20 protein-coding genes and 1 tRNA gene are annotated in these 19,031 nt (G+C 65.8%); 14 read left to right on the forward strand and 7 right to left on the reverse strand.

Annotation, left to right across the window (positions count from 1 at the left end):
• Positions 1 to 23: 23 nt before the first annotated feature.
• On the reverse strand, positions 24 to 1,547 hold the full coding sequence (locus AC1U2B_RS19505) for an FHA domain-containing protein (RefSeq protein ID WP_480218057.1): 1,524 nt from the start codon (positions 1,545 to 1,547) through the stop codon (positions 24 to 26).
• Between the two features lie 291 nt (positions 1,548 to 1,838).
• Between AC1U2B_RS19505 and AC1U2B_RS19510 the strand changes: the two genes are divergently transcribed.
• From AC1U2B_RS19510 to AC1U2B_RS19535, 6 genes are all read left to right on the forward strand, one after another.
• Positions 1,839 to 1,921, forward strand: a tRNA-Leu gene (locus tag AC1U2B_RS19510).
• A 165-nt stretch (positions 1,922 to 2,086) separates the two neighbouring features.
• Positions 2,087 to 2,542 (forward strand): SRPBCC family protein, encoded by a 456-nt coding sequence (locus tag AC1U2B_RS19515; RefSeq protein WP_480218058.1) that lies wholly within the window; start codon positions 2,087 to 2,089, stop codon positions 2,540 to 2,542.
• Positions 2,543 to 2,722: 180 nt separating this feature from the next.
• On the forward strand, positions 2,723 to 4,435 hold the full coding sequence (locus tag AC1U2B_RS19520) for a peptide ABC transporter substrate-binding protein (protein WP_480218059.1): 1,713 nt from the start codon (positions 2,723 to 2,725) through the stop codon (positions 4,433 to 4,435).
• 3 nt (positions 4,436 to 4,438) lie between these two features.
• Positions 4,439 to 5,365, forward strand: a complete 927-nt coding sequence (locus AC1U2B_RS19525) for an ABC transporter permease (RefSeq protein WP_480218060.1) — start codon at positions 4,439 to 4,441, stop codon at positions 5,363 to 5,365.
• Positions 5,358 to 6,317: an ABC transporter permease gene (locus AC1U2B_RS19530; protein ID WP_480218061.1), complete on the forward strand. Its 960-nt coding sequence runs from the start codon at positions 5,358 to 5,360 to the stop codon at positions 6,315 to 6,317. The genes AC1U2B_RS19525 and AC1U2B_RS19530 overlap by 8 nt, the downstream gene beginning before the upstream one ends.
• A complete protein-coding gene (locus AC1U2B_RS19535) occupies positions 6,317 to 8,038 on the forward strand; it encodes a dipeptide ABC transporter ATP-binding protein (RefSeq protein WP_480218062.1) in 1,722 nt (573 codons plus the stop codon). The genes AC1U2B_RS19530 and AC1U2B_RS19535 overlap by 1 nt, the downstream gene beginning before the upstream one ends.
• Positions 8,039 to 8,062: 24 nt before the next feature.
• On the opposite strand, the gene AC1U2B_RS19540 is transcribed toward AC1U2B_RS19535, so the two are convergent.
• Complete coding sequence (locus tag AC1U2B_RS19540; RefSeq protein ID WP_480218063.1) at positions 8,063 to 9,034, reverse strand: dipeptidase; 972 nt, start codon at positions 9,032 to 9,034, stop codon at positions 8,063 to 8,065.
• Positions 9,035 to 9,248: 214 nt separating this feature from the next.
• Here AC1U2B_RS19540 and AC1U2B_RS19545 point away from each other — a divergent pair, with 214 nt between their 5' ends.
• The 4 genes from AC1U2B_RS19545 to AC1U2B_RS19560 all read left to right on the forward strand — a co-directional run bounded on the left by AC1U2B_RS19545 (position 9,249) and on the right by AC1U2B_RS19560 (position 12,373).
• On the forward strand, positions 9,249 to 9,647 hold the full coding sequence (locus AC1U2B_RS19545) for a hypothetical protein (RefSeq protein WP_480218064.1): 399 nt from the start codon (positions 9,249 to 9,251) through the stop codon (positions 9,645 to 9,647).
• Between the two features lie 93 nt (positions 9,648 to 9,740).
• The gene (locus AC1U2B_RS19550; RefSeq protein WP_480218065.1) at positions 9,741 to 10,574 is read left to right on the forward strand and encodes an SDR family NAD(P)-dependent oxidoreductase; all 834 of its coding nucleotides are present in this window, start codon (positions 9,741 to 9,743) and stop codon (positions 10,572 to 10,574) included.
• Between the two features lie 24 nt (positions 10,575 to 10,598).
• Positions 10,599 to 11,654, forward strand: a complete 1,056-nt coding sequence (locus AC1U2B_RS19555) for a DUF6670 family protein (protein WP_480218066.1) — start codon at positions 10,599 to 10,601, stop codon at positions 11,652 to 11,654.
• A 113-nt stretch (positions 11,655 to 11,767) separates the two neighbouring features.
• Entirely contained in the window at positions 11,768 to 12,373 is a 606-nt protein-coding gene (locus AC1U2B_RS19560) for a TetR/AcrR family transcriptional regulator (protein WP_480218116.1), read from the forward strand.
• Here the strand turns inward: AC1U2B_RS19560 and AC1U2B_RS19565 are convergent.
• Together AC1U2B_RS19565 and AC1U2B_RS19570 are read right to left on the reverse strand one after the other, a co-directional pair.
• Positions 12,370 to 12,867, reverse strand: coding sequence for a nuclear transport factor 2 family protein (locus AC1U2B_RS19565; protein ID WP_480218067.1), 498 nt, complete (start codon positions 12,865 to 12,867; stop codon positions 12,370 to 12,372). The two genes, AC1U2B_RS19560 and AC1U2B_RS19565, sit on opposite strands and share 4 nt — an antisense overlap.
• The gene (locus AC1U2B_RS19570; protein ID WP_480218068.1) at positions 12,864 to 13,730 is read right to left on the reverse strand and encodes an LLM class F420-dependent oxidoreductase; all 867 of its coding nucleotides are present in this window, start codon (positions 13,728 to 13,730) and stop codon (positions 12,864 to 12,866) included. Before AC1U2B_RS19570 ends, AC1U2B_RS19565 begins: the two co-directional genes overlap by 4 nt.
• 84 nt (positions 13,731 to 13,814) lie before the next feature.
• Here AC1U2B_RS19570 and AC1U2B_RS19575 point away from each other — a divergent pair, with 84 nt between their 5' ends.
• From AC1U2B_RS19575 to AC1U2B_RS19585, 3 genes are read left to right on the forward strand one after another with little or no spacing between them, the layout of a single operon-like run.
• Complete coding sequence (locus tag AC1U2B_RS19575; protein WP_480218069.1) at positions 13,815 to 14,639, forward strand: SDR family NAD(P)-dependent oxidoreductase; 825 nt, start codon at positions 13,815 to 13,817, stop codon at positions 14,637 to 14,639.
• 2 nt (positions 14,640 to 14,641) lie between these two features.
• Positions 14,642 to 15,262 carry a TetR/AcrR family transcriptional regulator gene (locus AC1U2B_RS19580; RefSeq protein WP_480218070.1) on the forward strand — a complete coding sequence of 207 codons (621 nt, stop codon included), beginning with the start codon at positions 14,642 to 14,644 and terminating at the stop codon, positions 15,260 to 15,262.
• Positions 15,259 to 15,777, forward strand: coding sequence for a nuclear transport factor 2 family protein (locus AC1U2B_RS19585; RefSeq protein WP_480218071.1), 519 nt, complete (start codon positions 15,259 to 15,261; stop codon positions 15,775 to 15,777). Before AC1U2B_RS19580 ends, AC1U2B_RS19585 begins: the two co-directional genes overlap by 4 nt.
• Positions 15,778 to 15,786: 9 nt before the next feature.
• Here AC1U2B_RS19585 and AC1U2B_RS19590 read toward each other — a convergent pair whose 3' ends face one another.
• From AC1U2B_RS19590 to AC1U2B_RS19600, 3 genes are read right to left on the reverse strand one after another with little or no spacing between them, the layout of a single operon-like run.
• Positions 15,787 to 16,101, reverse strand: coding sequence for a hypothetical protein (locus AC1U2B_RS19590; RefSeq protein ID WP_480218072.1), 315 nt, complete (start codon positions 16,099 to 16,101; stop codon positions 15,787 to 15,789).
• A 21-nt stretch (positions 16,102 to 16,122) separates the two neighbouring features.
• On the reverse strand, positions 16,123 to 17,487 hold the full coding sequence (locus AC1U2B_RS19595) for a neutral zinc metallopeptidase (RefSeq protein WP_480218073.1): 1,365 nt from the start codon (positions 17,485 to 17,487) through the stop codon (positions 16,123 to 16,125).
• Between the two features lie 3 nt (positions 17,488 to 17,490).
• On the reverse strand, positions 17,491 to 18,027 hold the full coding sequence (locus AC1U2B_RS19600) for an anti-apoptotic protein (RefSeq protein WP_418004061.1): 537 nt from the start codon (positions 18,025 to 18,027) through the stop codon (positions 17,491 to 17,493).
• Between the two features lie 237 nt (positions 18,028 to 18,264).
• Here AC1U2B_RS19600 and AC1U2B_RS19605 point away from each other — a divergent pair, with 237 nt between their 5' ends.
• On the forward strand, positions 18,265 to 18,999 hold the full coding sequence (locus AC1U2B_RS19605; RefSeq protein WP_480218074.1) for an LpqN/LpqT family lipoprotein: 735 nt from the start codon (positions 18,265 to 18,267) through the stop codon (positions 18,997 to 18,999).
• Positions 19,000 to 19,031: the final 32 nt, after the last annotated feature.

Genomic DNA, 19,031 nt, shown 5'->3' on the forward strand with positions numbered 1-19,031 from the left:
CCGGCCGGTGACGGAAACCGAGCTCAGTGAACGCGGACCACGATCTCGGAATGACCCACCCGGATGACGTCGCCGTCGGCCAGCTGCCACTCCTGAACCGGGGCGTTGTTGACGGTGGTGCCGTTGGTCGAGTTCAGGTCCGAGAGCAGCGCGGTGTGGCCGTCCCAGCGGATCTCGAGGTGCCGGCGCGAGACGCCGGTGTCGGGCAGGCGGAACTGCGCGTCCTGGCCGCGGCCGATGACGTTCGCGCCTTCGCGCAGCTGGTAGGTGCGGCCGCTGCCGTCGTCGAGCTGCAGGGTGACGTTCGCACCGGCGGCACCGTAGCCACCGGCGTATCCGCCCGGCTGGCCGTACTCGGGCTCGGCGTAGCCGGCGCCCGCGCCGCCGCCGTAACCCTGATCGCCGTAACCGGCCTGGGCCGGGGGCTGGCCGTAACCCTGATCGGGCTGTGCGTAGCCCTGATCGGCGGGGGGCTGTGCATAGCCCTGCTGCGGCTGGCCATAGTTCTGCTCGCCGTAGCCGCCCTGGCCGGCGGGCTGGCCGTAGCTCGGCTGGCCGTAGCTCTGCGGGGGTTGGCCGTAGCCCTGGTCGGGCTGGCCGTAGCCACCCTGCTGGGGCTGCTGGCCGTAGCCCGGCTGGCCGTAGTTCTGCTCGGGCTGGCCGTAACCGCCCTGCTGGGGCTGCTGGCCGTAGCCGCCCTGCGGGCCGCCGTAACCCTGCTCGGGCTGCTGGCCGTAGTTCTGCTGTCCGTAGCCCTGCTCGGGCTGGCCGTAACCGCCCTGCGGGCCGCCGACGGGCGGCGGTCCGGGAGGACCACCCTGCGGGCCGCCGAAGCCGCCCTGGCCGTATCCGGACGGGCCCGCGCCGTAACCGGCCTGGTCGCCCGGCTGTCCGTAGCCGCCCTGCTGTCCGTAACCGGGGCCACCCTGCGGGGCGCCGTAGCCGCCCTGCTGTCCGTAGCCCTGCGGGGGCTGGCCGTAGCCCTGGTTCGGGTCCTGCGGGTACTGCTGACCGCGCTGCTCTTCGGGCTGCCGTCCGTAGTCGTACTCGTCGCCTGGCTGGCCCTGTCCCTGGCCGGGGCGGTGGGTCGGGTTGTCAGTCATCGTTGGTACTCCTGGTTCTGCGGTGTGCACGCGGTCGCTGGGTGCCGCCGGCCGCGCTGGCCCGGCGGTTGAGTCGGGGTTGACCGCGCCGTGGGCGCGGAATTGGCCGGTATGAAGGCCAGGTGACGGCTCAAACCTGACGACCACCTCACCATACGTTTGCCATCCCCGCTCATGGACGAATCCCTCAAGGTGTTTGGCAAAAGCACTGGGTGTGAGGTCAGGATCGGCGTTTACCTTCTCGAAATCGGTGTAACTGAGCGTAATGACGTATTCGTTCGGTGCCAAAATACGGCCGCCGCCGACATCGTGGGCACGCGATTCGGCTTCCCGCTGTAATGCGGCCTCGACTTCCGGGGGTGCGATCGACCCCCCGAAGACGCGGGCAAAAGCGTCTCCGACCGTGGTCTCGAGCTTGCGCTCGAACCGGTCGACCAGACCCATGTCCCCCTGCCTCGCCTCGTCTCGGTACTCCAGATGTGATGTGCGCAATAACTCCGGACACCACTGTTACGCATGGTATCGGCCTGACCTTGTAATACGTGACCAACAGAATCGTGAGAATTCGAAAGGCGCTGGTCAGGCGGTGTGGGGCGTGCCCCCAGGCGATCCGTTCGCGCGGTTTCGCGCGCCGTTGGCACCCTCGACGCCCAGGTTGGCTGGTCCGGAAGCCACTGGTCAGCGGCGGATTTGGAGCCGGGGGTAGGGGTGGTGATAGTCTCTCCCAGTTGTTTGGGGCGAGTGGCGGAATGGCAGACGCGCTGGCTTCAGGTGCCAGTGTCCTTCGGGACGTGGGGGTTCAAGTCCCCCTTCGCCCACTCAACAAAAGCCGCGAATCCGGTTCGGATTCGCGGCTTTTGCTTTGTAGAGCATGACTGTGAGGGCTGCGCAGGTGAACCGGCCCGAATTCGTGCACAGCCCTCACACTCGTGGGCCTGACGTGAAGCGGCCTGCCGGGCGGTACTGATCGATAGGATCGCGCCATGAAAGGTGCGGTTACCGTGCACATGAACGCGCCGGCCGATCAGGTCTGGAACCTGATTGCCGACATTCGCAACACCCCGAAATACTCGCCGGAGGTGTTCGAATCGGAATGGCTGGACGGAGCGACCGGACCGGCACTCGGCGCGCGGTTTCGTGGCCACGTCAAGCGCAACGAGATCGGGCCGATCTATTGGACGACGTGCCGTGTCACGGCTTGCGAGCCCGGTCGCGAATTCGGCTTCGCGGTGCTTGCCGGCGATAAGGCGGTAAACAATTGGCATTACGCTCTCGCGTCTGCCGGTGATGGCACGGACGTCACCGAGTCGTTCTGGATGACGCCTGGCCTGCTCGACACGGTGTTCGGCATCTTCGGTGGCCAATTGCGCACCCGGCGCAACATCCGGGACATGACCACCACGCTCAACCGGATCAAAGCCGAGGCCGAGACGGCCTGACGGTGCCGCGGCCATCTAGGTCACGAGCCGCTGACCGTCTCTAGTGCAATCAGCGGAATCGTCCGTGTAGGTGGAACTCGTCGGGCGTACCTGCGCCAGTGGCTTTCGGGTGGCCGCGCTTCGCAGCGAAGAGGACGTATCGATCCCCTCGTCCTACGCGAGCACGACGGCTCGTACTCAATGTTCCCTGCCTGGCCGAGGGGATCGAGCTGTGGGAATGTGAAGGCCCGCGATCGGAGGTCCGAGGTGAAATGGGCAGCAAGGGCATTGTGCGCGGCGGTGCTGGGCACAGTGCTGGCCGCGTCGGGGTGCAGCCTGGAAGGTGCGCGCGGCAACTATGGCACCGGCCCGGACGCGATCATCACCGTCAACGGTGGTGAACCACAGAACGGCCTGGTGCCCACCAACACCAACGAGAACATGGGCGGTCGCGTCGTCGATTCGTTGTTCACGGGGCTCTACAGCTACACCGCCGACGGCACGCCGGTGCTGGCGAACGCGGAGTCAGTGGACACCACCGACAACCAGCACTACACGGTTCACCTCGTGCGGAACTGGACCTTTACCGACGGCACCCCGGTGCGGGCCGAAAACTACGTCCGCGCTTGGAATTTCGGTGCGGCCACCGTCAATGGGCAGCTGCAGCAGAGCTTCTTCTCGCCGATCGAGGGATACGACAGCGTTGCCGCCGAGGGGTCCTCGCTGACCGAGATGTCGGGCTTGAAGGTGGTTGACGACTACACCTTCACGGTGCGCCTCACCAGCCCCAACATCGACTTCAAACTGGGGCTCGGGTTTACGCCCTTCAAGCCATTGCCCGATGTGTTCTTCACCGAGGGCGCGGCCAAGTTCGGCGAGCATCCCGTCGGAAACGGCCCGTACATGCTGAAGGGCCCGGACGCGTGGCTGCACAACGTCAAGCTCGACGTGGTGCGCAACCCGAACTACAAGGGTCCGGACAAGCCCAAGAACGGTGGCCTGAGCTTCATCTTCTACAGCAGCTTCGACACCGCGTACACCGACCTCGAGTCCGGCAACCTCGACGTGCTCGACACAGTGCCGGTGAGTGCGTTGGGCACATATCAGAAGGTGCTCGGGAGCCGGGCGTTGACCAAACCGACCGCTCAGAACATGCAGCTCGGAATCCCCTATTACCTGCCGCATTTCAGCGGCGAGGAGGGTCGCCTACGACGCGCGGCGATTTCGATGGCGATCAACCGGCCCGAGATCATCAAGGCGATCTTCCGCGGCGCCCGCGGTGCGGCGCAGGACTTCACCGCCCGGTCGCTACCGGGCTGGGACCCGAACATCCCGGGCAACGATGTGTTGAAGTTCGATCCGGTCAAAGCCAAGCAGCTGTGGGCGCAGGCCAACGCGATCGCGCCGTGGTCGGGATCGTTCGAGGTCGCGTACAACTCCGACGGCGATCACCAGGAGTGGATCGACGCGCTGTCGAACCAGTTGAAGAACACGCTCGGCATCGACGCGCACGGCGCTCCGCAGCCGACGTTCAAGCAGGTCCGGGACGCAATCACCAAGCGGACCATTCGGACCGCATTTCGAAGCGGGTGGCAGGGCGACTACCCGTCGATGATCGAGTTCCTGCAACCCCAGTTCGTCACCGGCGCGGGCTCCAACGATCCCGTCTACAGCTCACCCGCTTTCGACGCGAAGCTGATCGAGGCCGAACGGGCGCTCGATCCGGACCAGTCGTATGCACTGGTCAATCGCGCCCAGGCGATCCTCATGCGCGACCTCCCGGTGATCCCGCTCTGGGACTACACAGCCGCCGGCGGCGTCGGGCCGGGTGTGACGGCCCAGCTGACCTGGAACGGCCTGGCCGATTTCACCCAGATCATCAAGGGCGACGTTGCCGAGAACACCAAGGGGTAACCGATGCTGAGATACGGATTGAGCCGGCTCGGGCAGGTGGTGATCGTGTTCTTCGGCGCCACTTTCCTGATCTATGCGCTCGTCTTCCTGCTGCCGGCCGACCCGATCTCCGCGCTGGGCGGCGGCAAGCCCATGTCGCCCGCGCTGATCGCGACGCTGCGCGCGCAGTATCACTTGGACCAGCCGTTCTACCTGCAGTACTGGCACTACATCAGCGGAGTGTTCCGGTTGGACTTCGGCACCTCCTTCTCGGGCCAGCCGGTGTTCGACGTGATGAAGCGTGCCTTCCCCGTCACGGTCGACCTCGCGCTCATCGCGATCGCCGTCGAGGCGGTGTTCGGTGTGACGTTCGGCGTGCTCGCGGGTCTGAACAAGGGCAAGTGGGTCGACACCACGATCCTGATCGTGACGCTGCTCATCGTCGCCGTCCCGATCTTCGTGATCGGCTTTGCGGCTCAGTACCTGTTCGGTGTGCGCTGGCAGATCTTCCCCGTCACCGTCGGCGGCCACCTCGACCTCTATCACCTGCTGCTGCCCGGTTTCGTGCTCGGTGCGGTGTCGTTCGCATATGTTGTCCGGCTGACCCGCTCGTCGATCACGGAGAACCTCTCGGCGGACTACGTGCGGACCGCCACGGCGAAGGGGCTGTCCCGCCCGCGGGTGATCGTGGTGCACGTGCTCCGCAACTCGCTGATCCCGGTGGTGACGTTTCTCGGCGCCGACCTCGGTGTGCTGATGGGCGGCGCGATCGTCACCGAGGGCATCTTCAACATTCCGGGAGTGGGCGGAACCATCTATCAGGCGGTGATCCGGGGCGAATCGTCGACCGTCGTGTCCTTTGTCACTGTGCTCGTGCTCATCTACCTGGCGTCCAACGTGGTGGTCGACCTGCTCTACGCCGCCCTCGACCCGAGGATCCGCTATGCCTGAGACGCCGACCCAACCCACCCGGTACCCCGGCCAGGAGCGTTTCGTCGCGGGCCCTGACGCGGTCAGCGTCGCCGAGGTCGACGCGGTCGCCGCCGGCGTGCATCCCGCCGGCTTCTGGAAGTCGGCGTGGCTGGAGCTGCGCACCAAGCCGGAGTTCATCGTGTCGATGGTGCTGCTGGCCATGATCGTGGTCGTCGTGCTCTTCCCAGGACTGTTCACCAGTCAGGACCCGCACTACGGTTCGCTCGAGCAGTCGCTGCTCCCGCCCAGCTCCGAGCACTGGTTCGGGACCGACCGGCAGGGCTACGACATCTACACCAGAACGATCTACGGCGCCCGTGCTTCGGTGGCGGTGGGCGTACTGACCACGATCGTCGTGGTCCTGATCGGCGGCCTGCTCGGCAGCGTAGCCGGGTTCTTCGGTGGCTGGATCGACTCGGTGATCGCGCGGCTGGCGGACATCTTCTTCGGTATCCCGCTGATCCTGGCGGCGGTGGTCACGATGCAGATGATCAGCTCGCGAACCGTGTTCACCGTGGTGATCGTGCTCGCGATCTTCAGCTGGCCGCAGATCGCGCGCATCGCCCGATCGGCCGCGATCGCGGTCCGCAACGAGGAGTTCATCACGGCGGCGCGCTCGCTGGGAGCGTCCCGGATTCGCACCCTGTTCACCCACGTCATACCCAACGCGCTGGGTCCGGTGATCGTGGTCGGCACCATCTCGCTGGGCATCTTCATCGTCACCGAAGCGACCCTGTCGTATCTCGGCATCGGATTACCGTCCACGGCAGTGTCGTGGGGCATCGACATCGCGGCCGGGCAGCAACTGCTCCGCGAGGGCACGCCGATCCTGTTCTATCCCGCGGCGGCGCTGGCGATCACCGTGCTCACCTTCATGATGCTCGGTGACGTGCTGCGCGACGCGCTGGACCCGAAGGCGAGGACCCGCTGATGCCCCAGACGTCGAAGGACGGATCTGCGCCGTTGCTCGACATCCGCGACCTGCAGGTCGAGTTTCGGGTGCAGAACAAGTCGGTGCCCGCAGTGCGAGATGTGAGCCTCACCGTTTACCCGGGGCAAACGGTGGCCATCGTCGGGGAGTCCGGGTCGGGCAAATCCACCACGGCCGCCGCGGTGCTCGGCCTGTTGCCGGGGACCGGGAAGGTGACCGGCGGTCAGATTCTTTTCGACGGCCAGGACTTGGCCGCCGCGTCCCGCCGCGACTTCGAGAAGATCCGGGGCAGCGGCGTCGGCCTGGTCCCGCAGGACCCCAACACCAACCTCAACCCGGTGTGGCGCGTCGGATTCCAGATCCGCGAAACCCTGCAGGCGAATGGCGCAGCGAAGCGGGGCGATGCGCGCAAACGCGCCATCGCGCTGCTCAGCGAGGCAGGCATGCGCGACCCCGACAAGCGAGTCAATCAGTTCCCGCACGAGTACTCAGGCGGCATGCGGCAGCGGGCGCTGATCGCGATCGGACTCGCGTGCCGGCCGAAGCTGCTGATCGCCGACGAGCCGACCTCGGCCCTGGACGTGACCGTGCAGCGGCAGATCCTGGACCATCTCGAGGATTTGACCACCGAGCTCGGCACGGCGGTCCTACTCATCACGCACGACCTCGGCCTGGCCGCGGAACGCGCCAGCCACCTGGTCGTCATGTACAAGGGGCGGGTGGTCGAGTCGGGACCCGCCCTGCAGATCCTGCAGGACCCGCACCACGAGTACACCAAGCGGTTGGTGCGCGCGGCGCCCTCCTTGGCCGCCCGGCGTGCCCACGCCGATTTGGACCAGGGTGCACTCTCCGGCGACCAGGCGCTGCAGCTCAAGGTCACCGGCACCATTGCCGAACCCGAGCACCCGTCATCCGGCCCCCAGGACGTCGTGGTCGCGGCGAACCTGGTCAAGGAATTCCCGATCCGCGGTGCCGTCCCCTTCAGCGGCGGCTCGACCTTTCGCGCCGTGAACGATGTGAGTTTCACCCTGCGGCGGGGGACGACCACCGCGGTGGTCGGCGAGTCCGGCTCGGGAAAGTCGACGGTGGCGCGCATGGTGCTGGGGCTGTTGGAGGCGACCTCGGGCACCGTGCATTTCGACGGGAAAGACGTCACGTCGCTGCGCGGCGCGGCAGCGAAGGAGTTCCGCCGCCGGGTACAGCCGGTGTTCCAGAACCCTTACGGGTCGCTGGATCCGATGTACTCCATCTACCGGGCGATCGCCGAGCCGCTGAACATCCACGGCATAGGAGACAAGTCCTCTCGCACCGCCCGAGTGAAGGAACTGCTGGACCTGGTCGCGCTGCCGCAGTCGGTCATGCAGCGCTTCCCCAACGAGCTGTCCGGCGGTCAGCGGCAGCGCGTCGCGATCGCCCGCGCGCTCGCACTCAACCCTGAGGTGGTGGTGTGCGACGAAGCGGTGTCCGCGCTGGACGTGCTCGTGCAAGCGCAGATCTTGACGCTGCTGCGCGATCTGCAGAACGAGCTCGGCCTGAGTTACCTGTTCATCACCCACGACCTGGCGGTGGTGAAGGAGATCGCTCACAACGTGATCGTGATGTCCCGCGGCGAGGTGGTGGATTCCGGGCCTACCGACCAGGTGTACGAGAACCCGACGTCTGACTACACCCGAATGTTGATCGACGCGATCCCGGGCGGAAAGATCGAGCTCGCCGGCTGATGCAGGGGCCGTCCTGAAAGAGTCCTATGAAGGTTCAACATTTCCGCCCCAGACCGCTGTTGCGACGCGAAAGAAGTTGCTGCCCAACACGGCCCGAATATCGGCCGCGCTCCAACCTCGGCTGGACAGGTGAGCATCGAGGGTAAGCATGGTTTCGGGTGGCATCCACTGGATCGGGCCCCACCGGGTGTAGCTGTCGTCGAATAGATGTGCATTGCGCTGTAATTCGGCATTGAAATCGGCGTAGTCGACGGAGAAGTCGGTGCTGATCCCGACGTGCTCGATGCCGATCAGGTCGACGGCGTATTCCAAATGGCGCGTCATCGCCTCCAGCGTTGGTGTGTTGGGCCCCAGGAATATTCCGACACCGGTGATGCCGACGACGCCACCGGTGTCTGCGCAAGCTCGGGCTTGGTCGTCGGTGATGTTGCGAGGGTGATCCCATATCGATCGCATACAGGAATGGCTGTATACAACAGGCCTCGTCGACACCTCACACAGATCCAACCCGGTGCGGATGCTGCAGTGCGACCCGTCAGCGACGATGCCGACCCGGTTCATTTCGGCGACGATCTGTCTGCCCCAGGCCGTCAGACCGGTGTCTTCGGTGTCCAGGCAGCCGCATCCCGCGCGGTTGGCGTGGTTGTACGTCGGCAGCAGCGTGCGGACGCCGAGCGCGGCCAGCACACTGAGATTGTCCAGATTGTCATCGATCGGCTTGGAGTCTTCGAGGTCGAAGGCCACCGCGATCCCGCCGGCCGAGGTAATCGCTGTGATGTCATCGGTACTGCTCGCCAAATGTAGTTGCCCATGCGCTGTCACCTGGGCGCGGTAATAGGCCAGCAGGGCTGTGGTCTCGGCGAATGAGTGCGGCGAATATCCGGCGTTGACCGAGACAAAAGCGCCTCCGGGACGCTGGTACCGGGTCAGCGGCTCTATGGCGGTTCCGACCTGTAGCGGCAGGCAGCTGTGCTGGTCCCATAGGAGCGAGGACATGCCAACCGATATTGCCGCATCGGCCGCGGGCAGCGCACTGCCAATCATCACGGCACTTCTACCGATTCGCCGTTACCCCACACTCGCCGGCCGAATCTTTGATTTGTGCGAGGAACCGGGCTGATCGAGCCGGCAACTCTTCCTCGACCACGGGGCCAGTGCCCACACTCGGTACACGAATTTCGGTCGGCGAGTGGCGAGTGGAGTGATCGGCGTGGAGACAAAGATCGTCTACGAGATCCCGGTGCCGACCCGGATCGCTCCCGCCACCGGCGTCGATTGGTACACCGCGGTCGAGGCGACGGCGACGTCCTGGCGCCGGCCGGCGGTGCTGCAGTGGGCAGCCAGTACAGATCACCGCGGGACACACCACCGCTGCGAGCGGTACGACATCTCCGAGCAGTTCACGCCGGGCCTGCCCGCGTATGTGCTGACCGGGTACGGACTGGATTTCATGAGCGGCAGCGTGGACTTCCTGAAGTCGGTCGCCGACGAGCACTACGACCGGATGACGCGCCGTCAGCGCTGGAGTGCGATGAATCCGCACGCCGCGCTCGGCGACCACTGTGAGCCGCCGCTGTGGATGGCCGGGTCCGTCATCGGCGCGGCGTAGCGCCACGGCGTGCCCCGGCGGGCCACATCAGCAAAAGTGACCGCATGGTAATATCGGCTGAGTCCCGGTGAGAACACCGTGTGGGAGGAAGCCATGTCCATTCGTAATGTTGTTATGGATCTCGTTCAGCGCCGGACGCTGTTGCCCGAGCGGCTCGATGCCGCGCTGGCCGGTCCGGGTCGTGACGTCAGTGATCTGACCATCGTGGTGACGGGTGCCTCGGCCGGAATCGGCCGGCAGGCGGTCGCCCAGCTCAGCGCCCGTGGCGCCACGGTCATCGCCGTCGCCCGTCGCGAAGACGAACTGCGGAGCCTGGCCGCCGAGACCGGATGCTCTTGGCGCACATGCGATCTCGCGGACCAAGACGCGACCGCCCGATTGCTGACCGAGCTCGCCGATCAGCGGGTGGACGTCCTCGTGAACAACGCCGGCCACTCGATCCGCCGTAGCATCGTCGACGCCACCGACCGGTTGCACGACTACCAGCGCACGATGTCCCTCAACTACCTCGCGGCCGTCCAGCTCAGCCTGGGCCTGCTGCCCGGCATGATCGAACGCGGCCGCGGTCAGGTCATCAACATCTGCACGTGGGGCCTGCACGCCAACACATTTCCGCGATTCTCCGCCTATGCCGCCTCGAAGAGCGCGCTGGCGATCTTCGGCCGCAGCCTCAACGCCGAGCGGCCCCACCCCGGCATCAGCGCCACCAATGTCTACTTCCCGCTGGTCCGCACCGAGATGATCGCGCCCACTGCCGAATATGAAAGTGCCGCAGCACTTTCCGCGGAAGAAGCGGGACGCTGGATCGTCCGCGCGGTCACGCATCAGCCGGTGGAAGTCAGCCCGGCGGTCCTGCGTGCGGTCCTACCGACGATCGACCTCATCTCCCCTGCCACGGCCGACCGCGCCCTCGCGGCGCTCACGTAGCCCGGCCGCAACTCGAAGGATCCGATGAACAAGCACCTGGTCTCCCGTGCGCTGTCGCGCGTCGTCATCGATGGCCTGCTGCCGCTGGTCGACAGTCGGCTGCCGGCGTCGCGCCTGCCGTTCGATGCCCCTGAGATTCTCAAACCCCATGATGTCTCACGCGCCTGGGGCGTAACGCATTTCGGGGTGTTCGTCCCGGACCTGCCGGAGCCGTACCGCTACCTCAACACCATGACGCTGCTGGGCGCATCGGGTACCGAACTGTTCGACCTCGACCACCTCGCGGCGCCCGATGCGCGCGATACGTCCACGGTCTTCTCGTCGACGGCGCATGCGGACCAGCGCTTCTATCGGGCCTACGACATGCACGCCGACTGTTCGTTCACCGCCGACGGCCGACGGCTGCGCTGGGCCGAGGACCTGGCCATCAATGTGGCGTTGCCCCACGTCGTCGTACGCGGCCGCTACCCGCAGTTCGACGTCGATCTGAAACTCGATGTCACAGATCAGGTTTCGTACTTCGTGAAATCGCCGGTGTACGACCACCTGAGCTTGCTCGCGCCGTACACGGGCACCGTCGACGGCGTCGACGTCAGCGGTCTCGGCACCTTCGAGTACGCGAGAATCCGTACGCACCAGGCACTTACCGGCAGTCCGGTGCCGGCACGGCTCAAACTGCCGATGGACTTCTTCACCTACCAGATCATCAACCTCGACGAGCGCACTCAGGTGCTGCTGACCGACGTCCGGGCCCGGGGCCGGACTGCCTGCAAGTTGGCTCACGTGCGAGTCCTCGGTGGTGAAACCGAGGTGTACTCCGACGTCCACTTCGCGGTCACCGAGTACGGCGAGCCACTGGTCGACGACCGTGGCAACACCATGCGAAGGCCTCGCAAGTTCAAGTGGTCGGTGCGCGACGGCAACCGGGAAATTCTGGCCCTGATCGGCACCGTCGACTCGCCGTGGCGCCACGGCCACGGACCGGGATACGCCGCCGCCTACTCGTATACCGGTACCTGGGGTACCGGATCAGTTTCGGGCAGTGCATATCTGGAGTGGATCGACGTTCAGCCGCGCTGAATCGGCCCGTTCGTCCCGGGCACCGGTCAACAACGGTTCGAACACCCGACAAGCCTGATTAGGCTGTCACGATGACCACCCGGCCCGTCAGCGGCAGAACCGGCACCAAAGGGGTGCCGCGCGGCGAGCGTGAGCAGCTGATCGTCGAGGCGGCAATCGCCGAATTCAGCCGGGCCACCTACGCGGGTGCGTCGCTGGCTGCCATCGCCGCGCAGGCCGAGGTCTCCAAGACCCTGATCATCAGCTACTTCGGGTCCAAAGATGCGGTGTACGCCGCGTGCGTCACCAGGATCGGAAATCAGATCGAGCAGGCGGTCGCTGACGCGCTCCAGTCCCCCGATCACCTGGCCGGGGCCGGTGCCGCGGCCGGTGAGCCGGTGCTGGCCGCGATCTTCACGACGTTCGAGGGGCATCCGGGCGACTGGCATGTGCTGTTCGACCGGTCGGTCCCCAAGGGCCCGGCGCGGGATGCGGCGCGCGAGCAGCGGACGATCTTGCGCCAGCAGGCGTTCGCGGGAGTGTCGCGGTCTCTCGGCGGGGTCGGCCTGACCGATCCCGTCGATCTGGTCGCCGCCACCGGCGTGTGGGAACACATGGTGTCGGCACTGATGCTGTTCTGGCGCAATCATCCCGAGGAGCCTGCCGCTGAGATGGTCGCCCGCGCCCACCGGGTCTTGGCGGCCATGGCCGGGCACACGCTGGACAGCACGACGGGCTAGGTCACGATCCGTCCGTCGACACCGGCCGCCAACAACCTGCGGGGCGGCTCGGTCCCGTCGAGGAGCCGGGTGATGCGTTTGACGATCAGCCAGCCGTGCGGTGCCTCGGCTGCGCGGTTGAGATGGAAGTGGCTGACGCCGGCGCGGATGGCCTCGTAAGTCGTTGCGCGCCTGAGCAATAGCGTCGACTCACAGACCGCGACCGCTTCGTCGCCATGGATGGTGACCACGGCGGGACTCAGGAAGTGGGTGCATCCGGTGGTGATGAACTCCTGATGACCGGGTGAGCGCACCATCGCGGCGATATCGTCGCGACCTGTCATGAGCCAGTTCTCGACGTCGTACACCCCGTCCGGTGCCCACATCGCGGCGACGGCGTCGGCCGCACCGGCGTCAACGAGCGGTCCGTACGAAGCGATCATCCGCTCGATCGCACGTTCGTCCTCGATGCGGCGCAGACGGGCCTCGAGTTCGGCGAGCCGCTGTTCGGTCATCGCCGCTCCGTGGCCGGCAGGTTCGTCAGGTCCGCCAAAGCGCCGAGCTGTTCGCAGTAGTGCGAGGCGGATCGGGAGGCGATCACGCACGTTGCCGCCGTCGCCCCGGCGTCTTCGAGCGCCCCGAGTTCGTCGAGTGTCTGTTGCGGCGCGCCCATCGGATCCAGCGGCCCCGTGGCGAGCACGACGTCGAAAGGATCCGGAAGGTCCACGGCGGCAAGCATTGTCGCTATCTCGGCTGCCGCGAGGCCGAAGGGCATCCAGCCGTCCCCGAGCTCGACGGCGCGGCGAAGCGAACGCCGGGTCCGGCCGCCCACCCAGATCGGTACCCGCAGTTGCAGCGCGCAAGGGTCCATGACGACGGAGTCGTAGTTGTAGTACTTGCCTTGGTGCACTGGGTGATTGGTGGCCAAGGCCCCACGCAAGGCACTCACAGCCTCGTCTGCCCGGGCGCCCCGGTCGTCCCAGGCGGCGTCCAACAGGTCGAACTCTTCACGCAATGACCCGACGCCCACCCCCAGGATCAGCCGGCCGTCGCTGACCTGATCGAGCGTGCCGTAGCGCTTGGCGATCTCCAGCGGATGGTGGTAGCCCAGCACCAGCACGGACGTCGCCAGCTGAATTCGCGATGTCCGCCCGGCGATGAAAGCCAAGGTGGCCAACGGATCCCAGTACGTCGACCCCCGAGTGGCCGCGACATCAACAGGCACGACGACGTGCTCGGAGCAGGTGAGGTAGTCGACGCCGAGCAGATCGGCCACGGCGGCGATCTCCCCGATTTCCGCGGCGCCCGCGGTTCTTTCCCACGTCGATGCGGTGGCCGGAACTTGGATGACCACCGGTGTCTGCAGTCCTATCCGCATGCACACGCCCTTCCGTCTTGGCGTCTGGATCGGATACCCTCGGACGCAGAAAACTAAAATGAATTTTAGATATGGGGTGAGAACTTGTCTAGCGAAGACGCGTTGCAGCTGCACAAGTACGGGCCGTGGGCGGTCATCGCGGGTGGCTCGGAAGGCGTCGGCGCCGAGTTCGCGGCACTGCTGGCGCAGGCCGGCATCAACCTGGTGTTGATCGCCCGCAAGCCGGGTCCGCTGCAGGCCACCGCGAACCGGTGTCGCGAATCGGGCGTCGCGGTACGCGAACTCACCGTCGACCTCACCACCGACGACAGTGTCGACCAGATCATCAGCGCGACAACTGATCTGGAAGTCGGGCTGCTCATCTACAACGCGGGGGCCAACACCCACAGCGCGGAGTTCCTCGACGGCGACCTCGCCGCGTTCCAGCGGGTCATCGATCTGAACATCACCACGCCGCTGCGGCTGGTCCAGCATTTCGGAGCGCCGATGCGCGAGCGCGGCCGCGGTGGCTTGATGTTGGTCGGGTCGCTCAGCGGACATCTCGGGTCGGCGCGGCACACCGTGTACGGCGGTGTGAAGGCATTCAGCCGGATCTACGCCGAAGGCCTGTGGCTGGAGCTGCGCGAGCACAACGTGGACGTCCTCGAGCTCGTCCTCGGCCTCACCAGGACACCGGCGATGGAGCGGGTCGGCCTCAATTTCGACATTCCCGGGATGCCGGCGTCCGATCCGGCCGACGTCGCGCATGAAGGGCTGGCGAATCTCGCCAACGGCCCGGTGCACATCATCTCGAAGCACGCCGACAGCCCGGCCGTCCACGCCACCGGCGACCGCGACAAGGTGCTGCTGGCGTCCCACGCGATGATCCAGAAGATGTTGCAGGGCACGCCTGCTGGACCACCGGAGTAGCCATGCCGCGCGCACCACTCGACCGGGAACCGGCGACCCCGAAGACCCCCGCACAGATCGACCGCTGCGACCGTATCCTCGCCACCGCCGCGCGGCTCGGCGCGCGCCACGGACTCGAAGAAGTCCGGATGCAGGATGTGGCAGACCAGTCCGCGGTCTCGATCACCACGGTCTACCGCTACTACCCCACCAAGCATCATCTGTTCGCGGCGTTGCTCTTTCACTACACACAGAACGCCGCGCCGCCGGGCCCGACGACGGGGCACCCCGTCGCCGACGTCACCGAACTCATGGCCGGCATCATTCGGACCATGCTCGCCCGCCCGCAACTGGCCCGCGCGATGATCACGTCGGTCAACGCCCGGCGCGCCGAATCGACGGTCAGCGGCGACTACAACTTGCGGCGCAACATCCTCACCATCGCCGGGATCGCGGCACCAACCGCCGACCAGACGCAGATCGCACTCCTGCTCGAGCAGTGCGCGTACGGCATCTTGTCGTGGGCCATCACCGGCGAGACGACGCCCGAGCAGGCCGAGCGCGACATGCGCCGCGCCTGCGAACTGCTCTTGGCGCCGTGGCGCCGACGCACCCGAACCAGACGAAATGAGGTCGACCGATGACCACCGACATCACCCTGAGCACCGGCGATCAGGCGCGCGCCATCGAGGCCATCAAACGCACCTTTGCCCGCCGCCTCCGGTGCATGGACACCAAGCAGTGGGCGATCTATCCGACGCTGCACACCGACGACGTCGTCTCCGAAACCTGGGATGGGTTGCCCGACAACAACAATTGGACACCCAAGGTCGGCAGTGGAAACCGTGTCGTCGGCAAAGAGCCACTGGCGCGGGCCATTCGGTCACTGCTCGACGGCGGCACCACCGTCACGACCGTGCACCACGGCCACACCCCCGAGATCGAGCTGACCAGTGACACCACCGCCACCGGAATCTGGGCCATGGAGGACCAGCTTTGGTGGACCAACGGGGACGTCGAGGAACACTTGCACGGCTACGGCCACTATCACGAGCAGTACCGCCTCGAGGACGGTAAGTGGCTGATCAGCTACCGCAAGCTGACTCGGTTGCGGGTCGACACCACACCCCACTTCTTCGACTTCCTCAAGCGGCGGTAGGGCGCACCGTCACTTCAGTTGACTGGCCGCGTAGTCCTCGGGCCGGTTCGTCTTCATCCAGGCGCGCACGGGCCAGAACAACACCCACAGCACTCCGTACCCGACGGCGTAGATGGCACCGCACACCGGCGCCGCGAACAGCCACCCCGGGTAGATCAGCAGCAGGCAGAACTGCAGAAACTGTTTGACACCAACGGGATAGCCGTCGGCCATCGAGAAGAAGAACTTCGGGTGCATCGACCGCAGCAGGCCACGCCAGGCCGGGATCTTCTCTTCCTCCGGTGCGTCGTCGCCGGCAGCGGTGGTGTGGTCGGGTTGCGTCATGGGGCTCCTTGATGAGGGATGTCAGAGGGTCAAGCAGGGCTTGGCGCCGTCGTACACACCGCGGTGGTAGGCGTCGATGCGTTCGGTCCCTTGGCCGTGGTGTTCGACGTCCCCGCCGTCGGTGCGGTAGAGCAGCAGGGCGGCGACGGCTTTGTCCAAGTCGCCCGGTGAGAGGCTGTATCTGCTGTTGGGGCGGTTGTGCAGCAGGATGCTGGCAGCCCAGGAACCGGCCAGACAGTCTGCGCGCAGCGAGGTCTGCTTCGAGTCCTGAGGCTGGCCCATTCGCATCAGCGCCGCCAGCCCGTACTGTGTCGCGATGAGCGTCGCCACTGAGAAATCGCCACCGCTGTCATAAATGTCGGGCATCGTCTTGACGTTGTCGAACGCAACGTAGTCGCCGTCCACGCAGTAGTACAGCACCGAGCCCTTCATCGACTTGCCGCCGCAGTCGGGTGCCTTGTCGGGATCGATCTTGCGCGGCGCCTTCAGCGGAGTCCAGTCGTATTTGCCGTCGGTCAACTCGGGGATCAGCTGTGTGAAGTAGTCCTCGAGATCGTCTGGGACACCGTCGATTATCGCGTCATACGGGGCCTCGCCCCCGGAGGCCTGATCGGCGGCGTCGTTGAACGGCAATTCGACCACCACCGGGTCGCCGTTGCGATAGTCCGCACAGGCCTTTGGGCCCTTGCTGAACCCGGTGCGGAACGAGCTCACCCGGTCGAACCCACTGCCGTGCGCACTCAGATCGTGTTTGGCGGTGCCCGGTTCATCGCGCAGGAACAGGAAACCGGCCAGGGCGTAGTCCATATCGCCGCCGCTGACGTTGTAGATGTCTTTTGCGTGGGCGGCCCATGCTCCGGCGAAGCAGTCGGCCTGGATCTCCTTGGTGACGGTCTCGCCCTGGAAGTTTGCCCGCGCCTGGATGGCGTGACCCCACTCGTGGGCCAGCACGAGCGGAATGACGAAGTCACCGAACTTCTTTTGCAGGTCGGGTAGCAGCCCCGTCGCATCCCAGGCCACGTCGTCGCCCTTGGAGCAGTAGAACGCATTGCCGGCGACCTCCGCCGGGGAGTCCGCGCATGGCGGCACCGGGCCCTTCTTCGGGTCCACGCCGTAGAAGCCGCCCTTGACCGGCGTGTAGTCCTTCTCGTAGAGCTTGGGAAACTCGCTCTTCCAGTAACTTTCGATGTTGCCGATGGCTTGGGCCACGATCTTGTTCACGGGATCCGAGGCGTCGCCTTGGATCTCGGCAGGTGGGGCCATCGGCTTCGTCGACGACGACGGCCCCGCTTGCGGTTTCAGGTGCTTCTCGCCGCAGCCGGCGACGGCCAGGGTGCAGACCGCCAGTAGCGCAGATGCCCGCCAGAGGGCCCGGTGAATTCCCATCGCTTACGACTTGGGCTTGTCGTCGACCTTGAACCCGTAGTTCACGTCGGAGCCGTCCACCTTGTTGACGGTGACCGTCACGCCGTACGTCTGGCCGCTGTCCTTGAGCTCGCAACGAAGGGTTGCGCCCTCCGTACCCTTCAGGTTCTCCGGGCACGTCAATGATTCGGGCTTGGTCCCGAACTGCTGCCCCAGCTCTTCGCTGATCTGCTTGGCAACCTGGTCCTTGTCGATGGTCTGGACCATGTCGAACTTGACCTGCTCACCTTCGATGCTGGTGACCGTGACGTTGACGGTGCTGGTCTTGTCACCGACCTTCATGGTGCAGTTGATCTCGGCACCCTTTTGGCCCGCAAGGTTTTCGGGGCACGTCACCGAATCCGCCTTCTTGCCGTCGGCGCCGGTCATCTTGGTGATGATCTGGCTCTCGACGTCCTTTTTGCTCACCGACGGCGTCCCGCTGGAGCAGGCCGCGGCGCCGAACACGGCAACCGTGATCGCGGACGCCAGAACGAGCCTCTGACACGTCGTGTTGGTCATGTCGCCAACCCCTTCCGAGTTTCGGGCGCCACTTACCGGCGCCGCACTGATCAAGCCGGACGGCAAAAGTTAGCTCCGAGGTGTTGGAATCCGGTTGGAAGTCCAGGCCGGTCTGGTTGGTGGCCGGCGGCGTTCCAACCACCTGTCGCGGCGAGTTCAACGGAATTCCAATCGGGCGTCCATATCGTGACGCCGAGGACGTGACCGACGTCCGTCGTCTAACCCTGAGGAGTCACGATGCAGATGTCGCATCGGCCTGTCATCGCCGTTGCCGCCGCGGTTTGCCTGAGCTTCACGCTGGGCGCCTGCGGAGGCGACAAGGACAAGAGCACGAGCAGCTCGAGCTCCAGTTCCAGCTCGTCGAGCTCGAGCAGCAGCTCGAGCGCGTCGTCGTCGACGAAGGCGGCGCCCAAGCTGAAGCCGCGCAAGGCTGACGAATCCGGGACGAACCCCACGATCGCCGACTACATCAAGGAAGAGAAGATCCAGGAGACGTCGATCCATCCCGGGGATCCGGGCGCGCCCGCCGTGGACATCGAGCGTCCGACCGGCTGGGACAGCGCCGGGGAAGACACCCCTGACTACGCGTACGGCGCACTCGTCTACACCGGGCCCGGCGCGCAGAGCACGGACTACACGGCGAACATCATCGCGCTGGTGTCGCGCCTGGACGGCCCGGTGGATCCGGACAAGCTGCTCAAACTCGCCGGCGGTGAGGTGAAGAACCTTCCCGGATTCGAATCGGTCGGTGAGGAACCGGGGACCTCGGCCGGCTTCCCCGCTTTCCGGATCGCCGGTACGTACAACCTCAAGGGCGGTGGCAAGGCGGCATTCGGCCAGGAGACCGTCGTCTTCAAGGGACCCGACGGCCTGTACGTGCTGCAGATCAACGCGACCAGCGATGAGAGCCAGGGCCACGAGCTGTTCGAGGCGTTGGACGCAGTGGACAAATCTCTGAAGATCACCTTCTGACGAGATGGCGACGGCGCCACCCCGAAGTAAGG

The sequence above is a fragment of the Mycolicibacterium sp. P4_G11 genome (assembly GCF_056555145.1).